The sequence below is a fragment of the Lutimonas vermicola genome, from assembly GCF_038433205.1.
In the GTDB taxonomy this organism is placed as follows: Bacteria; Bacteroidota; Bacteroidia; order Flavobacteriales; family Flavobacteriaceae; genus Lutimonas; species Lutimonas vermicola.
Genome location: NZ_JBCDNA010000002.1, coordinates 603,925 through 625,749 on the forward strand (window position 1 = coordinate 603,925; position 21,825 = coordinate 625,749).

Annotated in this window: 17 protein-coding genes and 1 tRNA gene; 16 read left to right on the forward strand and 2 right to left on the reverse strand. The window is 38.0% G+C overall.

The window, feature by feature from the left end; translation table 11 throughout:
• On the reverse strand, positions 1–1,011 hold the full coding sequence (locus tag AABB81_RS10095; RefSeq protein ID WP_342160325.1) for a LacI family DNA-binding transcriptional regulator: 1,011 nt from the start codon (positions 1,009–1,011) through the stop codon (positions 1–3).
• 297 nt (positions 1,012–1,308) lie between these two features.
• Between AABB81_RS10095 and AABB81_RS10100 the strand changes: the two genes are divergently transcribed.
• The 16 genes from AABB81_RS10100 to AABB81_RS10175 all read left to right on the forward strand — a co-directional run bounded on the left by AABB81_RS10100 (position 1,309) and on the right by AABB81_RS10175 (position 21,172).
• Positions 1,309–1,875 carry a Crp/Fnr family transcriptional regulator gene (locus tag AABB81_RS10100; RefSeq protein ID WP_342160326.1) on the forward strand — a complete coding sequence of 189 codons (567 nt, stop codon included), beginning with the start codon at positions 1,309–1,311 and terminating at the stop codon, positions 1,873–1,875.
• 75 nt (positions 1,876–1,950) lie between these two features.
• Positions 1,951–2,817 carry a sugar phosphate isomerase/epimerase family protein gene (locus AABB81_RS10105; RefSeq protein ID WP_342160328.1) on the forward strand — a complete coding sequence of 289 codons (867 nt, stop codon included), beginning with the start codon at positions 1,951–1,953 and terminating at the stop codon, positions 2,815–2,817.
• A 45-nt stretch (positions 2,818–2,862) separates the two neighbouring features.
• On the forward strand, positions 2,863–5,169 hold the full coding sequence (locus AABB81_RS10110; RefSeq protein ID WP_342160329.1) for a glycoside hydrolase family 3 protein: 2,307 nt from the start codon (positions 2,863–2,865) through the stop codon (positions 5,167–5,169).
• 57 nt (positions 5,170–5,226) lie between these two features.
• Entirely contained in the window at positions 5,227–5,724 is a 498-nt protein-coding gene (locus tag AABB81_RS10115; RefSeq protein WP_342160331.1) for a heme-binding domain-containing protein, read from the forward strand.
• Positions 5,725–6,116: 392 nt separating this feature from the next.
• Positions 6,117–7,001, forward strand: coding sequence for a hypothetical protein (locus tag AABB81_RS10120; protein ID WP_342160332.1), 885 nt, complete (start codon positions 6,117–6,119; stop codon positions 6,999–7,001).
• Positions 7,002–7,189: 188 nt separating this feature from the next.
• Complete coding sequence (locus tag AABB81_RS10125) at positions 7,190–8,971, forward strand: tetratricopeptide repeat protein (protein ID WP_342160334.1); 1,782 nt, start codon at positions 7,190–7,192, stop codon at positions 8,969–8,971.
• Positions 8,972–9,071: 100 nt separating this feature from the next.
• On the forward strand, positions 9,072–9,842 hold the full coding sequence (locus AABB81_RS10130; protein WP_342160335.1) for a sterol desaturase family protein: 771 nt from the start codon (positions 9,072–9,074) through the stop codon (positions 9,840–9,842).
• Complete coding sequence (locus AABB81_RS10135; RefSeq protein ID WP_342160336.1) at positions 9,839–10,792, forward strand: homocysteine S-methyltransferase family protein; 954 nt, start codon at positions 9,839–9,841, stop codon at positions 10,790–10,792. Before AABB81_RS10130 ends, AABB81_RS10135 begins: the two co-directional genes overlap by 4 nt.
• Before the next feature lie 201 nt (positions 10,793–10,993).
• The gene (locus tag AABB81_RS10140) at positions 10,994–11,701 is read left to right on the forward strand and encodes a Crp/Fnr family transcriptional regulator (RefSeq protein ID WP_342160337.1); all 708 of its coding nucleotides are present in this window, start codon (positions 10,994–10,996) and stop codon (positions 11,699–11,701) included.
• A 418-nt stretch (positions 11,702–12,119) separates the two neighbouring features.
• The gene (locus AABB81_RS10145; protein ID WP_342160339.1) at positions 12,120–13,433 is read left to right on the forward strand and encodes an aspartate aminotransferase family protein; all 1,314 of its coding nucleotides are present in this window, start codon (positions 12,120–12,122) and stop codon (positions 13,431–13,433) included.
• Between the two features lie 3 nt (positions 13,434–13,436).
• A complete protein-coding gene (locus AABB81_RS10150) occupies positions 13,437–14,378 on the forward strand; it encodes a carbon-nitrogen hydrolase family protein (protein WP_342160340.1) in 942 nt (313 codons plus the stop codon).
• A 10-nt stretch (positions 14,379–14,388) separates the two neighbouring features.
• On the forward strand, positions 14,389–14,796 hold the full coding sequence (locus tag AABB81_RS10155) for a VOC family protein (protein WP_342160341.1): 408 nt from the start codon (positions 14,389–14,391) through the stop codon (positions 14,794–14,796).
• Positions 14,797–14,799: 3 nt separating this feature from the next.
• The gene (locus AABB81_RS10160) at positions 14,800–17,526 is read left to right on the forward strand and encodes an aminotransferase class I/II-fold pyridoxal phosphate-dependent enzyme (protein WP_342160343.1); all 2,727 of its coding nucleotides are present in this window, start codon (positions 14,800–14,802) and stop codon (positions 17,524–17,526) included.
• A gap of 39 nt (positions 17,527–17,565) precedes the next feature.
• Positions 17,566–19,104, forward strand: a complete 1,539-nt coding sequence (locus AABB81_RS10165) for a biotin carboxylase (protein WP_342160345.1) — start codon at positions 17,566–17,568, stop codon at positions 19,102–19,104.
• A 5-nt stretch (positions 19,105–19,109) separates the two neighbouring features.
• Entirely contained in the window at positions 19,110–19,808 is a 699-nt protein-coding gene (locus tag AABB81_RS10170) for a hypothetical protein (RefSeq protein ID WP_342160347.1), read from the forward strand.
• Positions 19,809–19,813: 5 nt separating this feature from the next.
• Positions 19,814–21,172, forward strand: coding sequence for an NAD-dependent succinate-semialdehyde dehydrogenase (locus tag AABB81_RS10175; protein ID WP_342160348.1), 1,359 nt, complete (start codon positions 19,814–19,816; stop codon positions 21,170–21,172).
• A 512-nt stretch (positions 21,173–21,684) separates the two neighbouring features.
• Here the strand turns inward: AABB81_RS10175 and AABB81_RS10180 are convergent.
• Positions 21,685–21,766, reverse strand: a tRNA-Leu gene (locus AABB81_RS10180).
• Positions 21,767–21,825: the final 59 nt, after the last annotated feature.

Consider the following 21,825-nt stretch of genomic DNA (forward strand, 5'->3'; position numbering starts at 1 on the left):
TTAATTTCTAGTGGTGCCTCTTTTGATCAAAGTCGTCTCAATAACCGTTGTGGTAAAATCTAAGTTCTTATTTTCAAGACGGTTTATCAGTTTTTGAGTTGCTACTTTTCCTATGTCCTTTCCATGCTGGCTAATTGTGGTTAAAGGCGGATTGCTGTTCATCGATAATATCCCGTTTGTAAATCCGATGATAGAGATTTGTTCCGGAATCTTAAAGCCCAGTCTTGTGGCTATATTTATAGCTGATATTCCGGTAAGTTCATTAGCAGCGATGATGGCATCAATTTTATCAGCTTTTAATATTCGCGTGAGATCGTCCGAAAAATCCCTGTACTCTTCTATATGAAGCACTTTCTCTTTAAGATTGCCCCTTTCTTCCAGGGCGAAAGCATAACCACGGTACCTGTTTTTACCAATTGTAGTCGTGCTGATAGGTGATATAAACAGGATATTTCTGGCACCCGACTTAAGCAAAAGTTTGGTCGCATCATAGGTAGAATCAAAATCATTGATGATCACTTTGTCACATTGAATTCGTTCATCCACCCTGTCAAATAAGGTTACCGGGATACCATTTGAGATCAATGTATTCACATGGTCAAAATACTGTTCAACCTGGGATTCCTTTGACAATGACATTAAAATCCCGTCGACATTTCCCTGTGAAAGCATATCCAGTATGGCCTTTTCCTTGGAGAGAGACTCATCAGAAAAACAAGTTAAAATATTGTAGCCCTGAGCACTGGCCTCCTTTTCAATACCTCGTAAAACCCTGATAGAGAATGGGGCACGCATATCGGGTATCACCACACCTAAGATTTTGGTCTTTTTGGTTTTCAAGCCCTGAGCCAATAAATTAGGAGAATAATTATACTTAATGGCGGCTGTCTTAACTTTTTTCTTTGTGGCCTCACTAATTTCATAACTATCGTTTAAAGCCTTGGAAACGGTTGATACAGATACCTTTAAAATACCAGCTAACTCCTTAAGGGTTATCTTTTTATTTATCATTCTCTTAAAAACTGAATTTAAAAAACGTCAGGTCGAAAGTTAGCAAAAAAAACAAGATCCCCTATATTAATTTTATGGGGTGATCCACCAGGATTAATGTGCAAAATATTTCAAAGCTTTAAAGGCAGGTTAAACTAAGAGAAGAAGAAAGCGGAAAAAGAATAAATTGAAGCAAAGAGAAATATTTTGAAATTATTGATTAAATTGAAGGATCTAAATTCTACCCTTATCTTATACAACAACATGTGAATCAGGGTATTCAAGAATCTAGCCAAATATTTTTATCACTGATAACGCATGTTTACGGAATATCTATCGATTTTAGATTCATACAGTCCTCTCAGTAGCAGTAGTAAGGAAGCGCTTTTGGAACATATCACGCTAAAAAAATTTGCCAAAGGGGATATCATATTGAGCCATGGAGAAATATGCAGGCATATCTACTTTGTGCACAAAGGGTTTATCAGAATCTTCTATTTTAAAAATGGAAAAGAAATAACCGAATGGTTTGCAGATGAAAAACAATTCTTCTTCTCCATTATAAGTTACTTTGAAGCCAAACCAAGTAATTTAATTATTGAAGCCATTGAAGATTGCGAAATCATAATGCTTTCCAAAGAGGGCCAGGATAAATTGCGAAAATGCAATCTTGAAGTCTCCAATCTCATTATTTATTTCTATTCTCTTTCTCTTATGTTATCTCAAAAGAGAATGGAATCATTACAGTTTGAAACTGCTGCACAGCGGTATCAGAATTTACTTCTTGACCAACCAAAAATCCTCCAAAAAGTAGCCCTTCAATACATAGCCTCCTTTCTGGGTATTACCCAGGAGACCCTCAGCAGGATCAGAGCCAATAAATAATTTTTGTTTTATGACAATTGTCAAGTGAAATTATTTTAATAATCAGGAAATTTGAAAACACTAAATTTTTTGACGATGAAATACACATTCAAATATCAATGGGCCCTTATCACTATGCTATTATTGAGCTCTTTTCAACTTCTCGCACAGGACAAATTCGGAGGATTGGCACTCTACACAGTGAGAGAAGATATGACAACAAACCCAAAAATTGCCCTCGAAAAGATTTCAGATATTGGTTATACATATATCGAAGCCGCCGGTTATCAAGATGGCAAGTTTTACGGTATGCAGCCCCTGGAATTCAGGAATACCCTTTATGATTTAGGCCTGATACCCATAAGCAGTCATCAGCCTACAGTAACCCTGGAGAATGCAGATCAGATGATTGCTGATGTCAAAGCTGCAGGTTTCAGGTACTTTGTAATTCCTATCCCTCCAATGGGTCATTTTCAGTTTGACAAAGAAACCAGAAGCATGAACATGAGCGAAGATCTTGAACTTTTGACAAACATATTAAACACCATTGGTAAAAAATGCAAGGATGCAGGTTTGGAACTTCTGTATCACAACCATGATTTTGAATACAAAAAGAACGCAAAAGGGATTGTTCCTATTGAATATTTTCTTGAAAATACAAATCCTGAGTACGTCAATTTTCAAATGGATCTATTCTGGGTCCTCAAAGCAGGAGCTGATCCCGTTGTCTATTTCAATAATTATCCCGGAAGGTTTAAACTTTGGCATGTTAAAGACATGGATGAAGAAGGGAAGTTTGCACCCGTTGGAACAGGAACGATAAACTTTGAGAGAATTTTAAAAGAAAAAGATCTCTCAGGCATGAAATTTTATTTGGTGGAACAAGATATGACGTTTGACGAAGAACCTATTGAGGCCGTGAAAATAAGCCATGGCGGATTGTTGAAGTTAGGTTTTCAATAAATCCAATATCGATAGTCACTTTAAGTCAGATTAAAAAAGTATATCATGATTCAAAAAAAAGTATATCTGGGAATTGTAATTGCAGGTTTTCTCATGAACAGTTGCGTCCCTAAATTTACTGAAGAAAACAACGGAGATTTTATTACGGTAAAAAATGAGTCGGGAAAGGTCCTGGGCTATCACCCTGATTCGGGTGTTTCATTATTAACCAAAGACAGATATGCTTTTAAGGATTTAAACAAAAACGGCAAACTGGATACCTATGAAGACTGGCGTTTACCGGCAGAAGAAAGAGCTGCTGATCTCGCTTCAAAAATGTCGGTAGAGCAGATCGCCGGATTGATGCTCTATAGCGGACATCAGTCTATTCCGAGCAGCGGCGGGTTCAGAGGTCCCTCCTACTACAACGGTAAGCCATTTGATGAGAGCGGTGCAAGCCCTGGCGATCTTTCAGATGAGCAAAAGAAGTTTTTAAAGGAAGATCACCTCAGACATGTACTGATCAGGAGTTTCTCTTCTCCTTCAATTGCTGCACAATGGAACAACAATGCGCAGGCCATGGTTGAGTCTATTGGCCTGGGAATCCCGGTTAATTCCAGCTCAGATCCGAGACATGGGAGTGATTCCTATGCAGAATTCAATGCCAGTGGCGGAGATCTCTCTGTCTGGCCAAGTACATTGGGTATTGCAGCATCCTTTGATCCTGATTTAATGTATGAATTCGGAAAAATCGGATCACAAGAATACAGGGCTTTGGGTATTGCCACGGCGCTTTCCCCCCAGATAGACTTAGGTACCGAACCACGATGGTACAGATTTGATGGCACCATGGGTGAGGACCCGGATCTGACAACCGATATGGCACGTGCCTATATCGATGGATTTCAATCAACCGATACAGAAGGATCAGATGGATGGGGAACACAAAGCGTGAATACCATGGTAAAACACTGGCCTGGAGGAGGTACCGGAGAGAGCGGCAGGGATGCCCATTACGGGTATGGGGCCTATGGGGTATATCCGGGTAAAAATTTAAAACAACAGATACAGCCCTTTTCAGAAGGAGCATTCAAATTAAAAGGCCAAACTAAAATGGCATCGGCGGTCATGCCTTATTATACCATTTCATATGACCAGGATTCTGTAATTGGTGAAAATGTGGCCAACGCTTATAATAAATACCTGATCACAGACTTACTGCGTGGCACCTATGGCTATGAAGATGTCATTTGCACTGATTGGAGAGTAACCGGAGATGTAAATTCATTGGACCAATTTCAAGGCAAGCCCTGGGGAGTTGAGCATTTGACTGTGGCGGAAAGACATTACAAGGCCCTGGAAGCCGGGGTTGACCAGTTTGGAGGCAACAATGAAAAAGCTCCTGTATTGGAAGCTTATAACATGGGTGTTAAAGAGCGCGGAGAAGCATATATGCGTGAACGATTTGAAGCTTCTGCTGTACGTTTGCTTAAGAATATTTTTAGGGTAGGTTTGTTTGAAAACCCATATCTGGATATTGCTGTAACAGATCGTATTGTTGGCAGTGAAACCTTTAAAAAAGCAGGATTTGAAGCCCAGCTTCGTTCCATAATTCTTTTAAAGAATCATAAAAAAACACTTCCATTACAAGCACAGCAAAAAGTATATATCCCCGTGAGATACATTGCTGCAAGCAAAGATTGGTTTGGAAACGAGATTCCGGAAAAATGGGAAATGCCTTTTAATCTGGAAGTAGTTAAAAGATATTTTGACGTAGTTGAAGATCCTGATGCAGCAGATTTTGCCTTGGTGGGCATCAGCAACCCTGACACAGGTGTAGGTTATGATCGAAATGATCTTGACAATGGAGGAAATGGTTATGTACCTATCAGCCTGCAATATGGAACATATACAGCTCATGAGGCACGTGAAGTTAGCATGGCAGGCGGAAGCCCCCTCGAAAATTTCACGAACCGCAGTTATAAAGGAAAATCAATAATTGCGACAAATATATCAGACATGAAAATGGTACTCGAAACCAGGAAAAAAATGGGAGATAAGCCTGTCATAGTATCCATAAGGGTCTCAAAACCCATGGTGTTTTCCGAAATTGAACCTGACGCTTCTGCTATTTTGATCCATATGGGCGTTCAGGATAAGGCCTTGCTGGATATCATTTCTGGAAATACAGAACCTTCGGCCCTGTTACCATTTCAGATGCCTGCCGATATGAACACCGTAGAGACGCAATTTGAAGATGTTCCAAGAGATATGAAACCTTATGTGGATTCTGAAGGAAATACTTACGATTTTGCCTTTGGCCTGAACTGGCAAGGAGTCATTACTGATGAAAGGGTTGAAAAATACAGATAGTCAAATTTATTCTAAACCTTTGGTCTAAAAAATAGTCTAAAAAGCAAACCATTTGCCATGCTGAAAAAAATTTTAATTGGATTGGGAGTGATACTGATCATCATACAATTCATACGGCCCGAAAAAAATGATTCCAAAGATCTCACTTATGATGTATCTACAAAATATCAGGTTCCTGAAGACGTAAACAGGTTGTTGCAGGTTTCGTGTAACGATTGTCATTCGAATACATCGGTATATCCCTGGTATTCGAATATTCAACCCGTTGCATGGTGGCTTGACGAGCATATTACAGATGGAAAAAAGCACTTGAATTTTTCTGAGTTTACAAAACTTCCAATCGCTATTCAGCATCATAAATTCGAAGAAATCATCGAAGAGGTTAAAGAACACGAAATGCCCTTGGAATCTTATACTTATTTAGGCCTTCACAAAGAAGCAAACCTTTCGGATGAGCAACGACAGATTTTGACCAATTGGGCCCAGAATCAAATGGATATGCTAAAAACAACTTATCCGGCCGACAGCCTTGTGATGCCCCGAAGGCGTGATTGACAAGCAAATAGAAAACGACTATTTTGCTTTATTTTTAGATCACAAAAATATCTTTCTCCCAGAGTTACTTCTTTCAGGTGGGTGGAATTGAACTTTTGATTCATTCTAAACCTATTTGCAGCACTCATTTTACTGTTACAAGACAAATTCTTAGGTTTTGACGATTGATGATCCTTTAAACGGATTTAATTGCTGGCATAGAAATTGATATTTGCATTTATGATTTGAATAATGGGTGTTTGCATTGAAAAAAGATGAAACTACGCTGATACAAAAAAAAGCACGATCAGAAGGCTAAAAGGGCCCTAAAAAATGAAGAACCCTTTGCACTGGAAAAATAACTATCATTCTCTTGCTGATTGCAATAATATCATCTAAGCCATAAAACAATCATGAAAACTAAAGACTCCCTCCTGTTTTGCATTGCATTTTTGATTTTTCTAACTGGCAGTGGTCAACATGAAAAATCGTATGACTCAGTTAGTGTATTCCAAAAGAATTATAAGAAGAATCGCTTTGAAATGAATCTCCCCTCCATCAAAAAGATTACAATTACTCAGGAAAAACCACGAAGAGATTCCTATCCTGCAGGTGAAATTCTTGAAGATATAGGAAGAGTTGGTCTGACCTTAGTCATGAATGCTATTTGGGGTCAATATACCGATACCTCACTCGATGATACTGATGAAGTCGATTGGGTACTTTCGAGCCAAATAAAATTTCCAACCAACAGTTATAACTGGGAACTTCAGGTTTTTACAAAAGGCATACATTACAAAGAATTTTATGCCAGTGGAAGTGACATTGGTTCAAACAGCGACCGGGAGGTTTGGTGGGACGAAAACACAAAAGCAATACTCCTGGACCAAAAAGATACGATTTCCAGGTTCGTGATGCTTGTGAATCCGGACATTAATAAATTTATTGAAAAAATCGCTCCTGACGATTTTGAGGAAAGAAAAATGCACATCATGAGTGAGCTTATGAGCACATTTAATCAGGGAGGTCTTTTTCTTTGGCACATGGACTTTGCGCTTATTGGCAATTTCAGAGGAGAAGATTTTGCCGCAGTTTGCAGCGAGGAGGCCGGGAAATATTGGATCTTTAAAAACGGGATCGTTCAGGCAATTCTTCAGTTTCCTGAAAACATGATTTTTAAACCTACGAAAAAATCGGAAGAGCGCCACTTATTGATTGCAAAAGAAAATCATATAAATCAGTTGGACGTTTTGAGGTTATCTTTGCTTTATTACTATTTTAGACCCTATTACCAATAGAAACAGCCAAAGAAAAAGTTTCCCGAACCAAAGCGTTTTCCGATTTGAAGATGTTTTTCCAATATTTCAATATAAACATTGGTAACTAAGATCTTTTATGATACTTATTAGAAAGCATAGTATGATAATTTTAAGTAAATTAGAACCTTGTGCTTTAATGTTACTTCACTGATAAAATACAGAATAAATTGAAACCGTTTCAGCAAAACAGAAACATTGCGATTGCAATATTACCCTTTCAGGTAATGACCAAAGAAGAAAGAATCAAGAACCTTTTCTTTGGATTCACCGAAGATCTTATGACCAGCTTTTCAAAGTTCATAGGGCTTTCGGTGATTTCCTCCTATTCTACCCTTCAAATTAAAGATGTTACAAATCAATCAGAAATTGACCAGTTAGCGGCCGACTATTTAGTGTTTGGCAGTGTACGACATATTAATGATACGCTTCGGATCTCTATTCAACTGGTAAATTCGAAGGATAAAAGTCTCGTTTTTGGAGAACAATACAATGAAACGATTTATTCTCTTTTGGATGCCCAGGATACCGTTGTTCAGCAAATCGTGAGTGTTCTTCAAGAAAAGATCAATTATAATTTACTATCGCACTCCTATAAAAAGAATGCTGTTGACCTTGCCGCATATGAGAACTATTTAATTGGAATGAGTATATTAAAAAAGGGCTCTGGTGATAACGACAAAAAATCAAGAGATTATTTTAATGCAGCACTGAAAATCGATCCAAATTATTCTCTTGCCTATACGGGCTTATCATTAAGTTATTTTAATTTTTGGTCATGTCTTCTATGGGATCGCTGGGACAAAAGTATGAAAGGCGCACATACGTATGCCCTGAAAGCTATTGAATTAGACCCGAATGATTACACGGCTTTAGGGGTTTTGGGAAGAACCTATGTGTATCGCGGAGATTATGAACAGGCTGAACATTGCCTGCGCAAATCACTTCGCATGAATTCAAACGATGCCTCCAACTTACTCCGGGTTTCTTTTTCATTGATGTATTTGGGATATGCTGATGAGGCGGTTAAGCTTTATTTAAGAGCGATTAAGATCAATCCTTTTCACAAAGATGTGTATTTCGCATATGGTTCTAATTATTACCTAGAAGTCGGTGACTTTGAAAAAAGTATTGCGCTTAGTAAAAAGGTACCATTCAATTGCTGGACAGATTTTCCTGCCTGGGTGGCAGCAGCATATTTACAGGTTGAAGATTTTAATCATCTATGGAAATGTTGGAACATTTTCCTGAATCAGTTTGAAAATAAGGCCTATACAGGAAAAGAGACGCTTGAAAAGGAGGCCATTGACTGGTTGATCATTTTAAATCCATTTAAAGGCAAAAACTACCTTAGCCCGTTGTTTGACTTCATTAGGTCACATAAAAACATAGAAAATCCTGTTGAGCAAAAGCCACTGCAACGCAGCAATTCATCTTTCTTGTTAAAAGGAGATGTATGGGTTTTAAATTATAAACACAAATCCATCACATTGAAAGATGCAAAAGGATACCGCGATATTCATAAATTAATAAGCCAGCCTTTTTATGAGTTTCATTGTTTAGATTTAATGGAAAGTGCCGTCGATGAAAGCATTTCAACCGAATCGATTGATGCCAAAGCAAAAGCCCAGTATATAAGCCGTATCAAAGAATTACAGGAAGATATTGATGAAGCCGAGGAGATGAATCAATCTGAAAAAATAGCTTTATTGCGACATGAATACGATACTATTCTTGATTACCTCTCCCAGACTTTAGGCCTGGCCGGTAAAACACGAAAAGTAGGCTCTACAGTCGAAAAAGCCAGATCTGCGGTTACCTGGAGAATCAGAAATGCTATAAAAAAAATAGAAAATAATCATCCTGAACTGGGAAACCACCTTTCCAAATCGATTAAAACAGGAACCCTCTGTGCTTATAATCCTGAATTAACAGTTCACTGGATACTATAAGGATCCCAACCTTACATTTTTATTTTAACAACTCACACCGTAAGTTAAAAACTTACGCCTTAGTAGGTGAAAGCAATTGTTAATTTAAAACCGATAAATCATGCCCACACCACTAGAAATCTTATTAGATCCTATTTCTCTGATCGCATTATCAATGTATGCCCTATTAATTATTTGGGAAGCATTATTTCCGGCATCGGAATTACCAAAAGTAAAAAACTGGAAATTAAAAGGGTTGTTTTCCTTTTTTGTTTATTTCTTCCTGTCCTCTTATTTGCCTTTACTAACAGATCCGTTTCTGTCCAAATTTCAACTTTTTGATCTCACGGGCCTGGGAAATGTGGGAGGTGGAATTTTAGCAATAATTCTTTATGAGTTCGGATTGTTTTTTTGGCATTGGGCCATTCATAAGTCAGACATTTTATGGAGAGTATTTCATCAAATGCATCACAGTCCCGAGCGTATGGATACCTATGGGGCATTTTACTTCAGTATTTTCGATATGATTGGATTTACTTTCCTCGGAAGTATTTGTCTGGCTTTATTCATTGGAGTAACACCACAGGCGGTCACCATTATGCTACTTACAACAATGTTTTTAGCCATTTTTCAACATACAAATATACGTACGCCACAATGGCTGGGTTATATAGTACAAAGGCCCGAAAGTCATACTGTTCATCATGCAAGAGGAGTTCATAAATACAATTATTCCGATCTGCCGGTTTTTGATATGATGTTTGGCACCTTTAAGAACCCTAAAGGTTATGAACACGAAACCGGGTTCTATGAAGGAGCATCTTCAAAAATAATAGAAATGCTGACTTTTCAGGATATCAATAAGTCTAAATCACAAGCTCAGAAATCATGAAATCAATAATAGACAGAATAAACGCGAATACCTTCTTGACCGACGGAGGTCTTGAAACCGATATGATCTTTACAAAAAATATTGACCTACCTCATTTTGCCGCATTCCCAATGCTTGACAATCCAAAACACATACATATGCTTCAAAATTATTACAGGGAATATTTGGATATGGCTAAAAAAAATGGAACAGGATATATTTTAGAGAGCCCAACATGGCGTGCCAATAAAGACTGGGGATTTAAACTGGGCTATAACGAACAAGACCTTTTCAGAGTTAATCAAAAGGCTGTACAATGCCTTAAGGAACTTAAAGAAACCTATAAAAATGATATCCGTGATATTTTTATAAGTGGACAAATTGGACCAAGAGGAGATGGCTACCGAATAGACAGTACTATGACAGCATTGGAAGCGCGCGCATACCATCTTTTACAAATTAAAGCTTTTAAAATGGCTGAAGTGGACATGGTTTCGGCCATTACACTGACCTATACTGAAGAGGCCATTGGTGTGACCCTTGCGGCTCAAGAGCACGATTTACCAATCGTAATATCCCTTACCGTTGAAACAGATGGCAAAATGCCAAATGGTGACAGTTTAGAAGATGCCATTTACAAAATTGATCACGCTACCAATGCCTATCCCTTTTATTATATGATCAACTGTGCACACCCATCGCATTTCATTGATGTGATCAGAAGTGGTCACAATTGGACATCCAGAATTAAAGGAATCAGGGCTAATGCTTCTTGCAAAAGCCATGCTGAACTGGATGAGGCTACAGAGCTGGACGCCGGCGACGTTGTTGAACTCGGTCAATGGCACGCGGTATTAAACAAATATTTGCCCGAACTCAGGGTCTATGGCGGATGTTGTGGAACCGATGCTTCACATGTTGAATCTATTTGCAAACACATTTTAAAACCAGCCAATAGTCATGGAATCTAATGGAGTTCAAAATCATTTTCACTTGTACATCAATGTACTCAAGCAATGTTCCGAAGCCTAAAAGGAGCTTGATCAAACTAAACAAAGCCTCGCGGAATGAATTCCATTCTTAAGTCATAATAATCTATTTGGTCCTTGCAGAAATAATGATCAATCATCATTCAAATAAAATTTCATTAACTTTAATTTTTATTTGACCGAATGACACCTGAGAATAGTGATTATTATAGATATTTAGAAGTTTTGAAACGATCCTCATTTTTAAAGGATTCAAGTACCGAATCGCTCGAAGACCTTTTAACTCTTATGACTAAGGAAGAGTGGAAAGCGAAAGAGTTTAAATCTAGTAAGGAAGTTGCTTCGACTTTCCACTTTATAATTTCGGGAAGGCTCAAGGTATTCAAGTCGAATCCTGATACCGGCAGGGAGCACACAGTATTTGTCTTATCTACTGGGGATGTTTTTGATGTTCTGTCGCTGTTGGATACAGAACCCCATGATGTATATTGGGAAGCCTTGGATGTATTGGAAGTTTTAAAAATTCCCATGGACCAAATGCGTTTATGGATGAACAAATATCCTGTAATCCATAAGGCAATTTTATACTATTTAGGAGAACGCATGCGACGGTTAATAGACGTTGCAACCGATATTACCCTTCATAGTACCTTAGTTCGTCTTGCTGTCTTACTACTTAAAAATATTAACGGTGAAACCCGTAAACTGGAATTGATCAATAACTTACCTAATGATGAAATTGCAGGCCTCATTGGCACTACCAGGTCTGTAGTTAGCAGACATATACAAGAATTGAAACGCTGCGGGGCTATTTCGGTAAGTCGTAAAAAAATCAATGTCAAGAATGTAGATATACTTTTTTCTATTGCTAAAGAAAAACACATTACATAAGATGATTTTTTAACAAAATCTCTTCTTTTTTCATCATTTCTTATAATTACTTAGCCTTAGGTGGTACCTAGGTAGCTGTTCTGTAATGAACAATCACGTATCTTTGTTGATTCTGTAAAGTCATGTTGGGTCCATCCTATTATTAGTTTTGACCTACTAACTAGTCATACATCTATCTACTAGTGATACATCTACTTAATTTTTTAACCTTTACAAAGGTGGAAAACCAATGTTTGCTGCATGATTGAAATTTGGAATTAAGTCCAGAATCAATGTAGAGCAAAAAAACAGGCCAATATTTTAAAAGAATGCTTAAGGGTTTAAAATCAAGACTCTGGGTCAAAACATACAATATAAATTGAAATAGGTAGTATAGCGCTTAATTACATCTACCTTGTAAAAAAATGAAAAAAAAATAGTGAAATTGAAATTAACTAAATCTCAGGAGCTCCTGAATCGGAGAAAAGAGGTTGTGGCTAACGGTGTTGGAGTGTTTAATACCACTACAGTACAGGATGCCAAAGGAGCAATTATTATTGATGCCGATGGGCGAGAACTTATTGATTTTGCAGGAGGCATAGGGGTTGTAAATGCAGGCCACTGTCCGGAACCTGTTGTAGCAGCGATAAGAGAGCAGGCAGGTAAATATTTACATACAAGTTTTAATGTGGTTACCTATGAACCCTACATTGAGCTATGTGAGGAATTAATTAAGATACTACCTCATGGAGAAAAAACCAAAGCCATGCTGGTTAGTACCGGTGCAGAAGCCGTGGAGAATGCCATAAAAATTGCGAGGCAAGCAACAAAGAGACCTGCCGTAATTTGCTATACAGGGGCCTATCATGGGCGTACCATGATGGCAATGACTTTAACAAGCAAGGTTAGCTATAAATATGATTGTGGCCCTTTTGCCCCCGAAGTTTACAGACTTCCTTTCCCTAACTTTTATCGTTATGGAGGCACTAGAGATGAAGCTACCTTTGTAAAGGATGAACTCAAGCGATTGCATGAAAGTGCCCTTAATTTGGTGGATATCAAAAATGTTGCAGCTATTATTTTAGAACCAATTCAAGGAGAAGGCGGTTTTAACCCCGTTCCACAGAAATATCTGGAAGGACTGAGAGCATTTTGTGATGAGCATGGAATTCTACTCATAATGGATGAAGTTCAAAGTGGTTTTTGTCGAACAGGACATTGGGCCAGTTGGCAGCATTATGGGGTAGAGCCAGATATAAGCACCTACGCCAAATCTATGGGTTCTGGCCTGCCAATTGCAGCTGTTGTAGGACGTGCCGGCATTATGGATATGGCTGCATCCGGTTCTATAGGTGGCACCTATATAGGCAGTCCAGTTTGTTGTGCATCAGCTTTGGCTACGATTCAATATATGAAGGATATCGATCTTAACGAACAAGCCAAAATCATTGGTCATACGATCATGACGAGATTAAATAATCTAATGAAAAATACCCCGCAAATTGGAGATGTAAGAGGAATTGGTGCCATGATAGCGATCGAGTTTGTTAAAAACAGTGACCCTGGACAACCCGATGCTGAAATCTGCTCAAAAATCGTGAAAGGCTGTTCCGAAAACGGTTTAATCATGTTAAGTGCAGGAACCCATAAAAATATTATCAGAATACTGTCTCCGTTGGTTATAACCCCGCAACAATTAGATAAAGGGATGTCTATTTTAGAAAAAGAAATTAAAAACGCTATAAACAAATAAATTATGAAACCATTCGCAATTGCAGGAATTCAAATGAAAGTATCAGCTGTCGCTTCTAATGTAGAAATGATGAAGTTGAAACTTGATATCACTATGAACCTTTACCCATGGATCGAAATGGTTATGTTTAGTGAACTATGCGCATTCGGTCCATTAACTCATACGGCCCAGCCAATACCCAATAATTTTGAGGCAGAAATGCAAGCAATGGCTAAAAAATATGGAATTTGGTTGCTGCCAGGTTCTATCTTCGAAAAAAGTGAAGGCAAGATCTACAATACTGCAACCGTTATTAATCCTAAAGGTGAAATCGTAAACCGCTATCGGAAAATGTTTCCCTTTTATCCTTATGAGACAGGGGTAACCCCAGGAAAGGATTATTGTGTGTTTGATGTGCCCAATGTTGGAAAATTTGGAGTGTCCATTTGTTATGACATGTGGTTTCCTGAAACCATACGTACTTTGGCTGTCATGGGTGCAGAAGTCATCTTACACCCAACCATGTCGGGAACCATAGATCGTGAGATTGAATTATCAATTGTTAGGGCTATGGCTTCTGTGAATCAATGCTATTTCTTTGATGTCAATGGTTTAGATACCGGAGGATGTGGACGATCAATCGTTTGTGGCCCCGATGGCCGTGTTTTGCATCAGTCTGAAGGCACCGAAGAGATCATACCGCTTGAGCTGAATATAGATAGGGCAAAAAGAAGTCGTGAATTGGGAATACTTCGTTTGGGACAACCTTTAAAAAGTTTTAGAGACCATCTGAAGTCAAATCATTTTGGCATCTATCAACCCAATTTAGCAACGCCATACCTTGATTCTTTAGGGCCATTGATAAAACCTTCAAGACTTGATAAAATTACAGAATTAAAAATCAAAGAAAACGCTTTAAAACAACAAGGCTCGCCAATCCACTACAAAGGGGATGGTGTAATTTAAAATATAAAATATGGGTGGAACACCAATGAATAAAAAGAATAAAGGAACTGCAATTAAAAATTATGTCAGTTGGTTTGAAATACCGGCGATTGATTTTCAACAAGCGGTACATTTCTATAATCACATATTTGCGATTGAAATGACTCAAAATATAACGGATGCTAATGCCATGGCTTTTTTTCCAGTGACGTCAGGAATTGGTGGAGCCGTAATTGCAGGTTCCGGATCCATTCCTTCTGATAAAGGTCCTTTGATCTATCTCAATGGAGGTAAAGATCTCAATAATGTGTTAAATAAAGTAGAAGAGGTGGGCGGACGAATAGTAATGCCAAAAACCCTTATTAGTGAAGATGCTGGCTATTTTGCCATGTTTATTGATAATCAGGGAAATAAACTTGCCTTGCATTCAAAAAATTAAAACGTGATTAAAACTAAAAAAAATATTGCCCCTTATTATAATATCGGACAACTTCGGGTTGAATTTTGGAACAGATTAAAAATTGAAACTTCCGAACTTACTCGTTGTCATAAAGGATCTCAAAATGAAAATAGGCACAAACAAAATATAAAACAGTTATTAATAGACTTGCAAAGCGTCGAATGCTTTTTCGCATTCCCAGGAAAAGAGCGATTACAAAAACTTGACAATGCCTTTTCCAGTCATGAATATGCCTCCCTATCTCATTTGGTTGCTGAAACAACAAGGCAATTGTTAGGAGATAGTTATAAAAGCAATCCTGAGTTTATTGATTTAGATGAGCATAGCATGGAATCTGCTGAGGAACATGAACAGCATAATAATATTAGAAAAAACCATTTCGAAGTATTGTTTGTGGACAATATTTCTGAACAGGAAGAATATAAACTGAAGCATCGGTTAAGAACGCTACATACTCCAAATGACAAGTTCAGTTATGGAGTTGTATTACAACGTTCTTTTCAAGACGCTATGATTACTTTACTTTTTAATCATAATATTCAAGCAGTGGTGGTACGTTATGCGCCTCCTTTTCATTCTAAACTTATTACACCTTCTATAAAACCTTATATCGAAGAAATCAATAAGCATGATTTTTCATCAAAACCAGAAACCGATCTCGGCCCAATCATTGGTGAGTTCGTAAAACAATTACGACCCGAGTTAGATATTTATTATGTCACTGATTCTTCGCTTGGGCATCTAAAAGATAATACTATTAAAGGTTTCAAACGCATATTTTATCAATCCGAAGATATCCAAGAGATGCATCTAACTATTATGCGAGGTATCGCCGAACGTTACAACACGCCTTTCTTTACAGCCTTAGTAGAATATAGTCAAAAACCAACCGGGGTGTTTCATGCCATGCCAATATCACGGGGAAATTCGGTCTTTAAATCGAGATGGATCAATGATTTTGGCGATTTTTACGGTCGCAATATGTTTTTGGCAGAAACATCCGCTACAACTGGTGGTCTTGATTCCTTGTTGCAACCAACAGGGCCTCTTAAAAAAGCCCAGGAGATGGCTAGTGATGCCTATGGGTCACTTAATACTTATTTCGTAACTAACGGAACATCTACTGCTAATAAAATTGTTATGCAGGCCTTGGTTAAACCAGAGGATGTCGTACTTATTGATAGAGATTGTCATAAATCACATCACTACGGATTGGTATTGGCAGGTGCTTATCCCGTATATTTGGATTCCTACCCGATTGAAGAATACTCCATGTATGGAGCTGTTCCTTTAGAACAAATAAAAACCAAGTTGCTAAAGTTAAAAGAAGCAGGAAGGCTTGATAAGGTAAAGATGTTACTACTAACCAATTGTACTTTTGATGGTTTGGTGTATAATGTGGAGCGGGTTATGGAAGAAGTCCTTGCTATTAAGCCTGATATAGTTTTTTTATGGGATGAAGCATGGTTTGCTTTTGCAGGATTTGCATATCATTACAGGCAACGTACCGGCATGTTCACTGCAAATAAGCTTTATGAAAAATATAACAGCACCAATTATAGAAAGCAGTACAACGAGCATATAAAAGGATTGAAAAACGGAGAACAATCCTTATTGCCTGACCCTGACAAGGTAAAAATACGAGTTTATTCTACCCAGAGTACCCACAAGACTTTAAGTAGTTTTAGACAAGGTTCCATGATTCATATTTGGGACGAGGATTTTCGTAGAAAAACAGAAAACACCTTTCTTGAAGCCTATATGACCCATACGTCTACATCTCCAAACTACCAAATGTTGGCCTCGCTGGATGTTGGAAGACGGCAAGTACAGCTCGAAGGATTTGAATTGGTTGAAAAAAGTATTGAAATGGCCATGGTACTTCGCGCCAAAGTAAATGATAATCCTCAATTGAGTAAATACTTTGATGTTTTGACTGTGAAAGATTTTATTCCAAATAAATTTCGTCAAACAGGACTTAAGGAATACTATTCTAAACATGAAGGATGGAACAATATGGACGAGGCATGGGATAAAGATGAATTTGTTTTAGATCCTACCAAAATAACCCTGTATATCGGAAAAACGGGTGTTGATGGTGATACTTTCAAAAACAAATATTTAATGGATAAATTCAATATACAGATTAATAAAACATCTCGGAACACGGTTTTATTTATGACGAATATTGGTACCACAAGAGGTAGTATTACTTATCTTATAAATGCGTTATTAAGAATTGCAGATGAATTAGATGATGAATTTAAGGCATTGAACGACCAGGAAAAGGAAATAAGGAATAAAAGGATTCATTCCTTGACAAAAGAGGTGCCACCCTTACCGGATTTCAGTTATTTTCATCATTCATTTCAGGCCGTACCTGGTGTTCCTGGAGGTAATTTACGAGAAGCCTATTTCCTGGCCTATGATGAAGAAAATTATGAATATGTAGCCTTAAACGAATGTCTGTCCGTCATGAGTTCGGGAAGAAATTTGGTTGCTTCTACATTTGTAATTCCCTATCCACCAGGCTTTCCAGTATTGGTACCCGGGCAAGTGGTAAGCGAAGAAATTATCAATTTCATGACCGTTTTGGATGTTAGTGAAATCCATGGTTACCGATCTGATCTGGGTCTTAGAGTATTCAAAGAAAAGGTACTTAACAGACATAAGATTACTACATCAATGGGCAGTATGCCTGTTGGATAAATGAAAAAACAATTAATTTAATCATTGAAAAATATTTACATGACTACTAAAAAAACAACAGTTATAAAAAATACCTCAAAACCAATTAGTAAAAAAACAGCACCCAGAAAAAAAGCCTCTTCAGCCGAAGTACTTAATGGAGTTGCTGATATAAGACGATTCTTTTATAAAAACGAGACGCCTCTTTATTTTATAAGTGCCACTAATTTTAATATGCTCGGTGCAGATGAATGGATCAAGGGATTTAAGTTTATCTGTCAAATTGAATGCTTTGATGGCCAGCATCCCAATGTGTTTTCCCCTAAAGAGGAAATTCCGCATGACGAATTTACAAGTATTGAAGATATCAACAACTACCTCCTTCAACATCCTGAGGTTCAGGATTATTTGAAAACACGGAAAAAAGGAAAGAACACCGGAAAAGCCATGTTTTTAATGTTTGATGAGAAAACGGAGAAACTGGCAAAAAAATTAGGGCTTCAAATCATGTTCCCTACTGCCAAAATGAGAACTTTGATGGACAATAAAGTGAATACAAACCGAATTGCCGAAAAGGCCGGTGTACCTTGCGTCCCCTATGTACTATCTAAGGTGCAGGACTATAAACATCTGACTAAAATTTCTGAGGCTCTTGGCAGTGACCTGGTAATCCAAACACCATTTGGTGATTCTGGTCATACTACTTTTTTCATCTCCAATGAGAAAGAATTTAAAAAGTATGAAGAGGATATTGTAAAAGAGAAGGAAGTAAAAATAATGAAACGTATAAATTGCAGAGGTTCCGCTATTGAGGCCTGTGTTACCAGACACGGTACAATCGTCGCACCTCTGATGACCGAACTTGTAGGTTTTAAGGAAATGACCCCTTACAAAGGTGGTTGGTGTGGCAATGAGATTTATCCCAACGCATTTAATCCTGAAATCAGGGAAAAGGCAACAAAATACACCCAGCTTTTTGGTAATCAATTAAGAAAAGAAGGCTATAAAGGCTATTTTGAATTGGATTTCCTTATTGATCAAGACAGTGGTGAAATTTATCTTGGTGAATTAAACCCAAGAGTAACAGGTGCAAGTTCAATAACCAACCATGCGGTTTTTGCACTGGCAGATGCACCTCTTTTTGTATTCCATATTTTGGAATGGATGGATGTAGATTATACATTGGACGTAAAAGAACTTAATGAGCGATGGGCTGTACAAGAGAATATTGATGGGTGGAGCCAATTAATTATTAAACATACTGAAGATACCATTGAATATGTATCAGAGGCCCCGAAATCTGGAATTTGGAAAATGTTTGACAACGGCCACATACAATTTGACAGGATGGATACCCATAGAAGAGCCGTAGAGACTGAAAAGGAGGCCTTTTTTCTACATATTGCAAAAGAAGGGGATTATTTATATGAAGGGGCTGATTTGGGTATTTTGGTATCCAGAGGTCGAATGATGACAGATAATTTTCAGCTTAACGCACGTGCAAAAAATTGGATCAAAGCCATCCATGGAAAATACACATCAAATATCGTGGAAGATAAAAGGGAAAAAATGGTGCTTACCGGCAGTTTAACTAAATAAGTAAAATGCCCGGCTTTAAGTACAGCGTTGATTTATTGGAATTAAAAGAGATTCAAGACATGACGGAGGCATGGACTTTTGACGATTTTTTTGGTTTGTTGAGCTACATGGAATATGATGATGCAGCATCTGTTCCGCAGAATGAACTAAAAGAAATGGTTTGCCTGGCCTTATCAGATTTTGAAACTGAAGATGCGGCAATAAAGATTTTGGAATTTCGCCTCGAAGAGAAACTTAACAAAGGCCAAAGACAAAATCTTGCTGAGGAGTTAAAAGAGGATAGGCTTTGGGAAGAATATTCAGACATTACACTCCATGAAGAGTTGTTTAATGTTGCCTGCCTGCTTTATTGGACCTTTCCAAAACATTTTTCAACGCCTGATATGGTTAGACTCAAGGTAAGGATTGTTTCATTAAACAAAGAATCCAAAAACAATTTGATACATCCGACCCCGTCTTTTTTAGCTCGAATATTAAATGACGGAATGGATAATAGCAATATCATGTATCGATTATTTGGTGACAATATTACTTCGAACAGTTTTCCTGAAAGTGAGCATATCATATGGAAATTTGAGGAATCTGGCTTTTCAGAAGAAGAAAATTCCAATACATTTATCATTTATACATCTTGGAATTGGGTGAGAAAGCTCAAAGGGGTAGAAGAATATGAATCTCTGGCATTTTCGGACCAAAAAATATAAAATTTATGGAATTTAAAAGTGTTAATCCTTACAACGGTGAGGAGGTTGGTTCATATAGTTCTCTTACTCAGAAAGAGCTTATTGAAAAGCTTGATAGAAGTCAAATTGCCTTTGAATCTTGGCGAAAAGTATCCCTTGCTGAACGATGTAAGCTTATTAAAAAAGCTGGTCAGGTATTGCGTGATCATATAGAAACGTATGCTAATATTATTACCATAGAAATGGGCAAACCCATCTCTGAATCCAGGTCGGAAGTCAGCAAGTGCGCTTGGGTTTGTGATTACTACGCCGAAAATGCCAAAGCTTTTCTCGAAGATGAAATCATATCTACAGACGCTGATGAAAGTTTTGTACGGCACGATCCAATTGGAGGTGTTTTAGCTATAATGCCTTGGAATTTCCCATTTTGGCAAGTATTCAGGTATGCAGCACCTACATTAACCGCAGGCAATACTGGTATATTAAAACACGCCCCTAATGTATTTGGCTGTGCTCAACTCATTGAAGAAGTATTCTCCAAAGCAGGGTATCCAAACTATGTTTTCCAAAATTTGATCGTTCATCACGATCAAACAGAACTTATCATTTCGAATAAAGCTATAAAAGCGATAACCCTTACTGGAAGTGAAAGAGCTGGTTCTGCCGTTGCCGAAATAGCAGGACGTTATATAAAAAAGACTGTGCTGGAACTTGGTGGAAATAATGCTTTTATTGTTTGGGAAGATGCCGATATTGATAAGAGTGTTGAGTTAGCCCTGTCTGCTCGTATGCTTAATTGTGGGCAGAGTTGTATTGCAGCAAAACGTTTTATTCTAGTGGAGAATATCTATGACGAATTCGTTCAGAAATTCACCCAAGCCCTAAAAAATATGAGATATGGAGACCCCTTGGATGAAATCACCAATATCGGGCCGCTGGCAAGGCCAGACCTTGCCGATCAATTGAACAAACAAGTTAAAGAGTCAGTCGAACAGGGTGCTAAATTATTACTGGGAGGTATTCAAAAAGGTTGTTTCCATGAACCGACCATTTTAGGGGATGTGGTGCCTGGCATGTTAGCATTCGACCAGGAAACTTTTGGACCTTTAGCAGCTATGGTCAAGGCCAAAGATATAGATCATGCATTTGTGTTATCAGAAAATTCAAATTATGGCCTTGGAGTAACGGTATGCACCAAAAATTCTGAAAAGGCCCTTGCATATGCACACAAAGTTAGTGATGGTGCCTATTTTATTAACGAATTGGTGAAATCGGATCCGAGATTACCATTTGGAGGTACTAAAAATTCGGGATACGGACGTGAATTAGCAAAAGATGGGATGATGGAGTTTGTAAATAGAAAAACAATTTATGTTAAACGCTAATTTATACTTCTAAAGTCAATCTATATATGACAAAACAAAAAAGCCTCTCGAAATGAGAAGCTTTTTCTTTGTGCGGGCAGGACGGAGCGTTAAGAAAATGTCTAGCAGACATTTTTAGCGAACGGGCCAGCTGGCGCGGTGGCCGCCCGCCCTTTCGCTTTATAAAACTCATTATTTCAATGCATAAAAAAAGCCCTTCGATGTGAAGAGCTTTTTTGTGCGGGCAGGATGGAGCATTAAGAAAATGTCTAGCAGACATTTTTAGCGAACAGGCCAGCTGGCGCGGTGGCCGTCCGCCCTTTCGCTTTATAAAACTCATTATTTCAATGCATAAAAAAAGCCCTTCGATGTGAAGAGCTTTTTTGTGCGGGCAGGATGGAGCGTTAAGAAAATGTCTAGTAGACATTTTTAGCGAACAGGCCAGATGGCGCGGTGGCCGCCCGCCCTTTCGCTTTATAAAACTCATTATTTCAATGCATAAAAAAAGCCCTTCGATGTGAAGAGCTTTTTTGTGCGGGCGAAAGGACTCGAACCTTCACACCGTGAGGCACTAGATCCTAAGTCTAGCGTGTCTACCAATTTCACCACGCCCGCAAAAATTAGGATTGCAAATATAATCATTTTTACAAATTAGCAAACAAAGATTTAGAAAT

Excerpts from the sequence above, each read along its gene's own strand:
- AABB81_RS10105 (WP_342160328.1), top strand. The coding sequence starts at position 1,951 with ATGAAATACACATTCAAATATCAATGGGCCCTTATCACTATGCTATTA.
- AABB81_RS10095 (WP_342160325.1), bottom strand. The coding sequence starts at position 1,011 with ATGATAAATAAAAAGATAACCCTTAAGGAGTTAGCTGGTATTTTAAAG.
- AABB81_RS10130 (WP_342160335.1), top strand. The coding sequence starts at position 9,072 with ATGCCCACACCACTAGAAATCTTATTAGATCCTATTTCTCTGATCGCA.
- AABB81_RS10135 (WP_342160336.1), top strand. The coding sequence starts at position 9,839 with ATGAAATCAATAATAGACAGAATAAACGCGAATACCTTCTTGACCGAC.
- AABB81_RS10115 (WP_342160331.1), top strand. The coding sequence starts at position 5,227 with ATGCTGAAAAAAATTTTAATTGGATTGGGAGTGATACTGATCATCATA.
- AABB81_RS10170 (WP_342160347.1), top strand. The coding sequence starts at position 19,110 with ATGCCCGGCTTTAAGTACAGCGTTGATTTATTGGAATTAAAAGAGATT.
- AABB81_RS10155 (WP_342160341.1), top strand. The coding sequence starts at position 14,389 with ATGGGTGGAACACCAATGAATAAAAAGAATAAAGGAACTGCAATTAAA.
- AABB81_RS10175 (WP_342160348.1), top strand. The coding sequence starts at position 19,814 with ATGGAATTTAAAAGTGTTAATCCTTACAACGGTGAGGAGGTTGGTTCA.
- AABB81_RS10140 (WP_342160337.1), top strand. The coding sequence starts at position 10,994 with ATGACACCTGAGAATAGTGATTATTATAGATATTTAGAAGTTTTGAAA.
- AABB81_RS10165 (WP_342160345.1), top strand. The coding sequence starts at position 17,566 with ATGACTACTAAAAAAACAACAGTTATAAAAAATACCTCAAAACCAATT.
- AABB81_RS10100 (WP_342160326.1), top strand. The coding sequence starts at position 1,309 with ATGTTTACGGAATATCTATCGATTTTAGATTCATACAGTCCTCTCAGT.
- AABB81_RS10110 (WP_342160329.1), top strand. The coding sequence starts at position 2,863 with ATGATTCAAAAAAAAGTATATCTGGGAATTGTAATTGCAGGTTTTCTC.
- AABB81_RS10120 (WP_342160332.1), top strand. The coding sequence starts at position 6,117 with ATGAAAACTAAAGACTCCCTCCTGTTTTGCATTGCATTTTTGATTTTT.
- AABB81_RS10150 (WP_342160340.1), top strand. The coding sequence starts at position 13,437 with ATGAAACCATTCGCAATTGCAGGAATTCAAATGAAAGTATCAGCTGTC.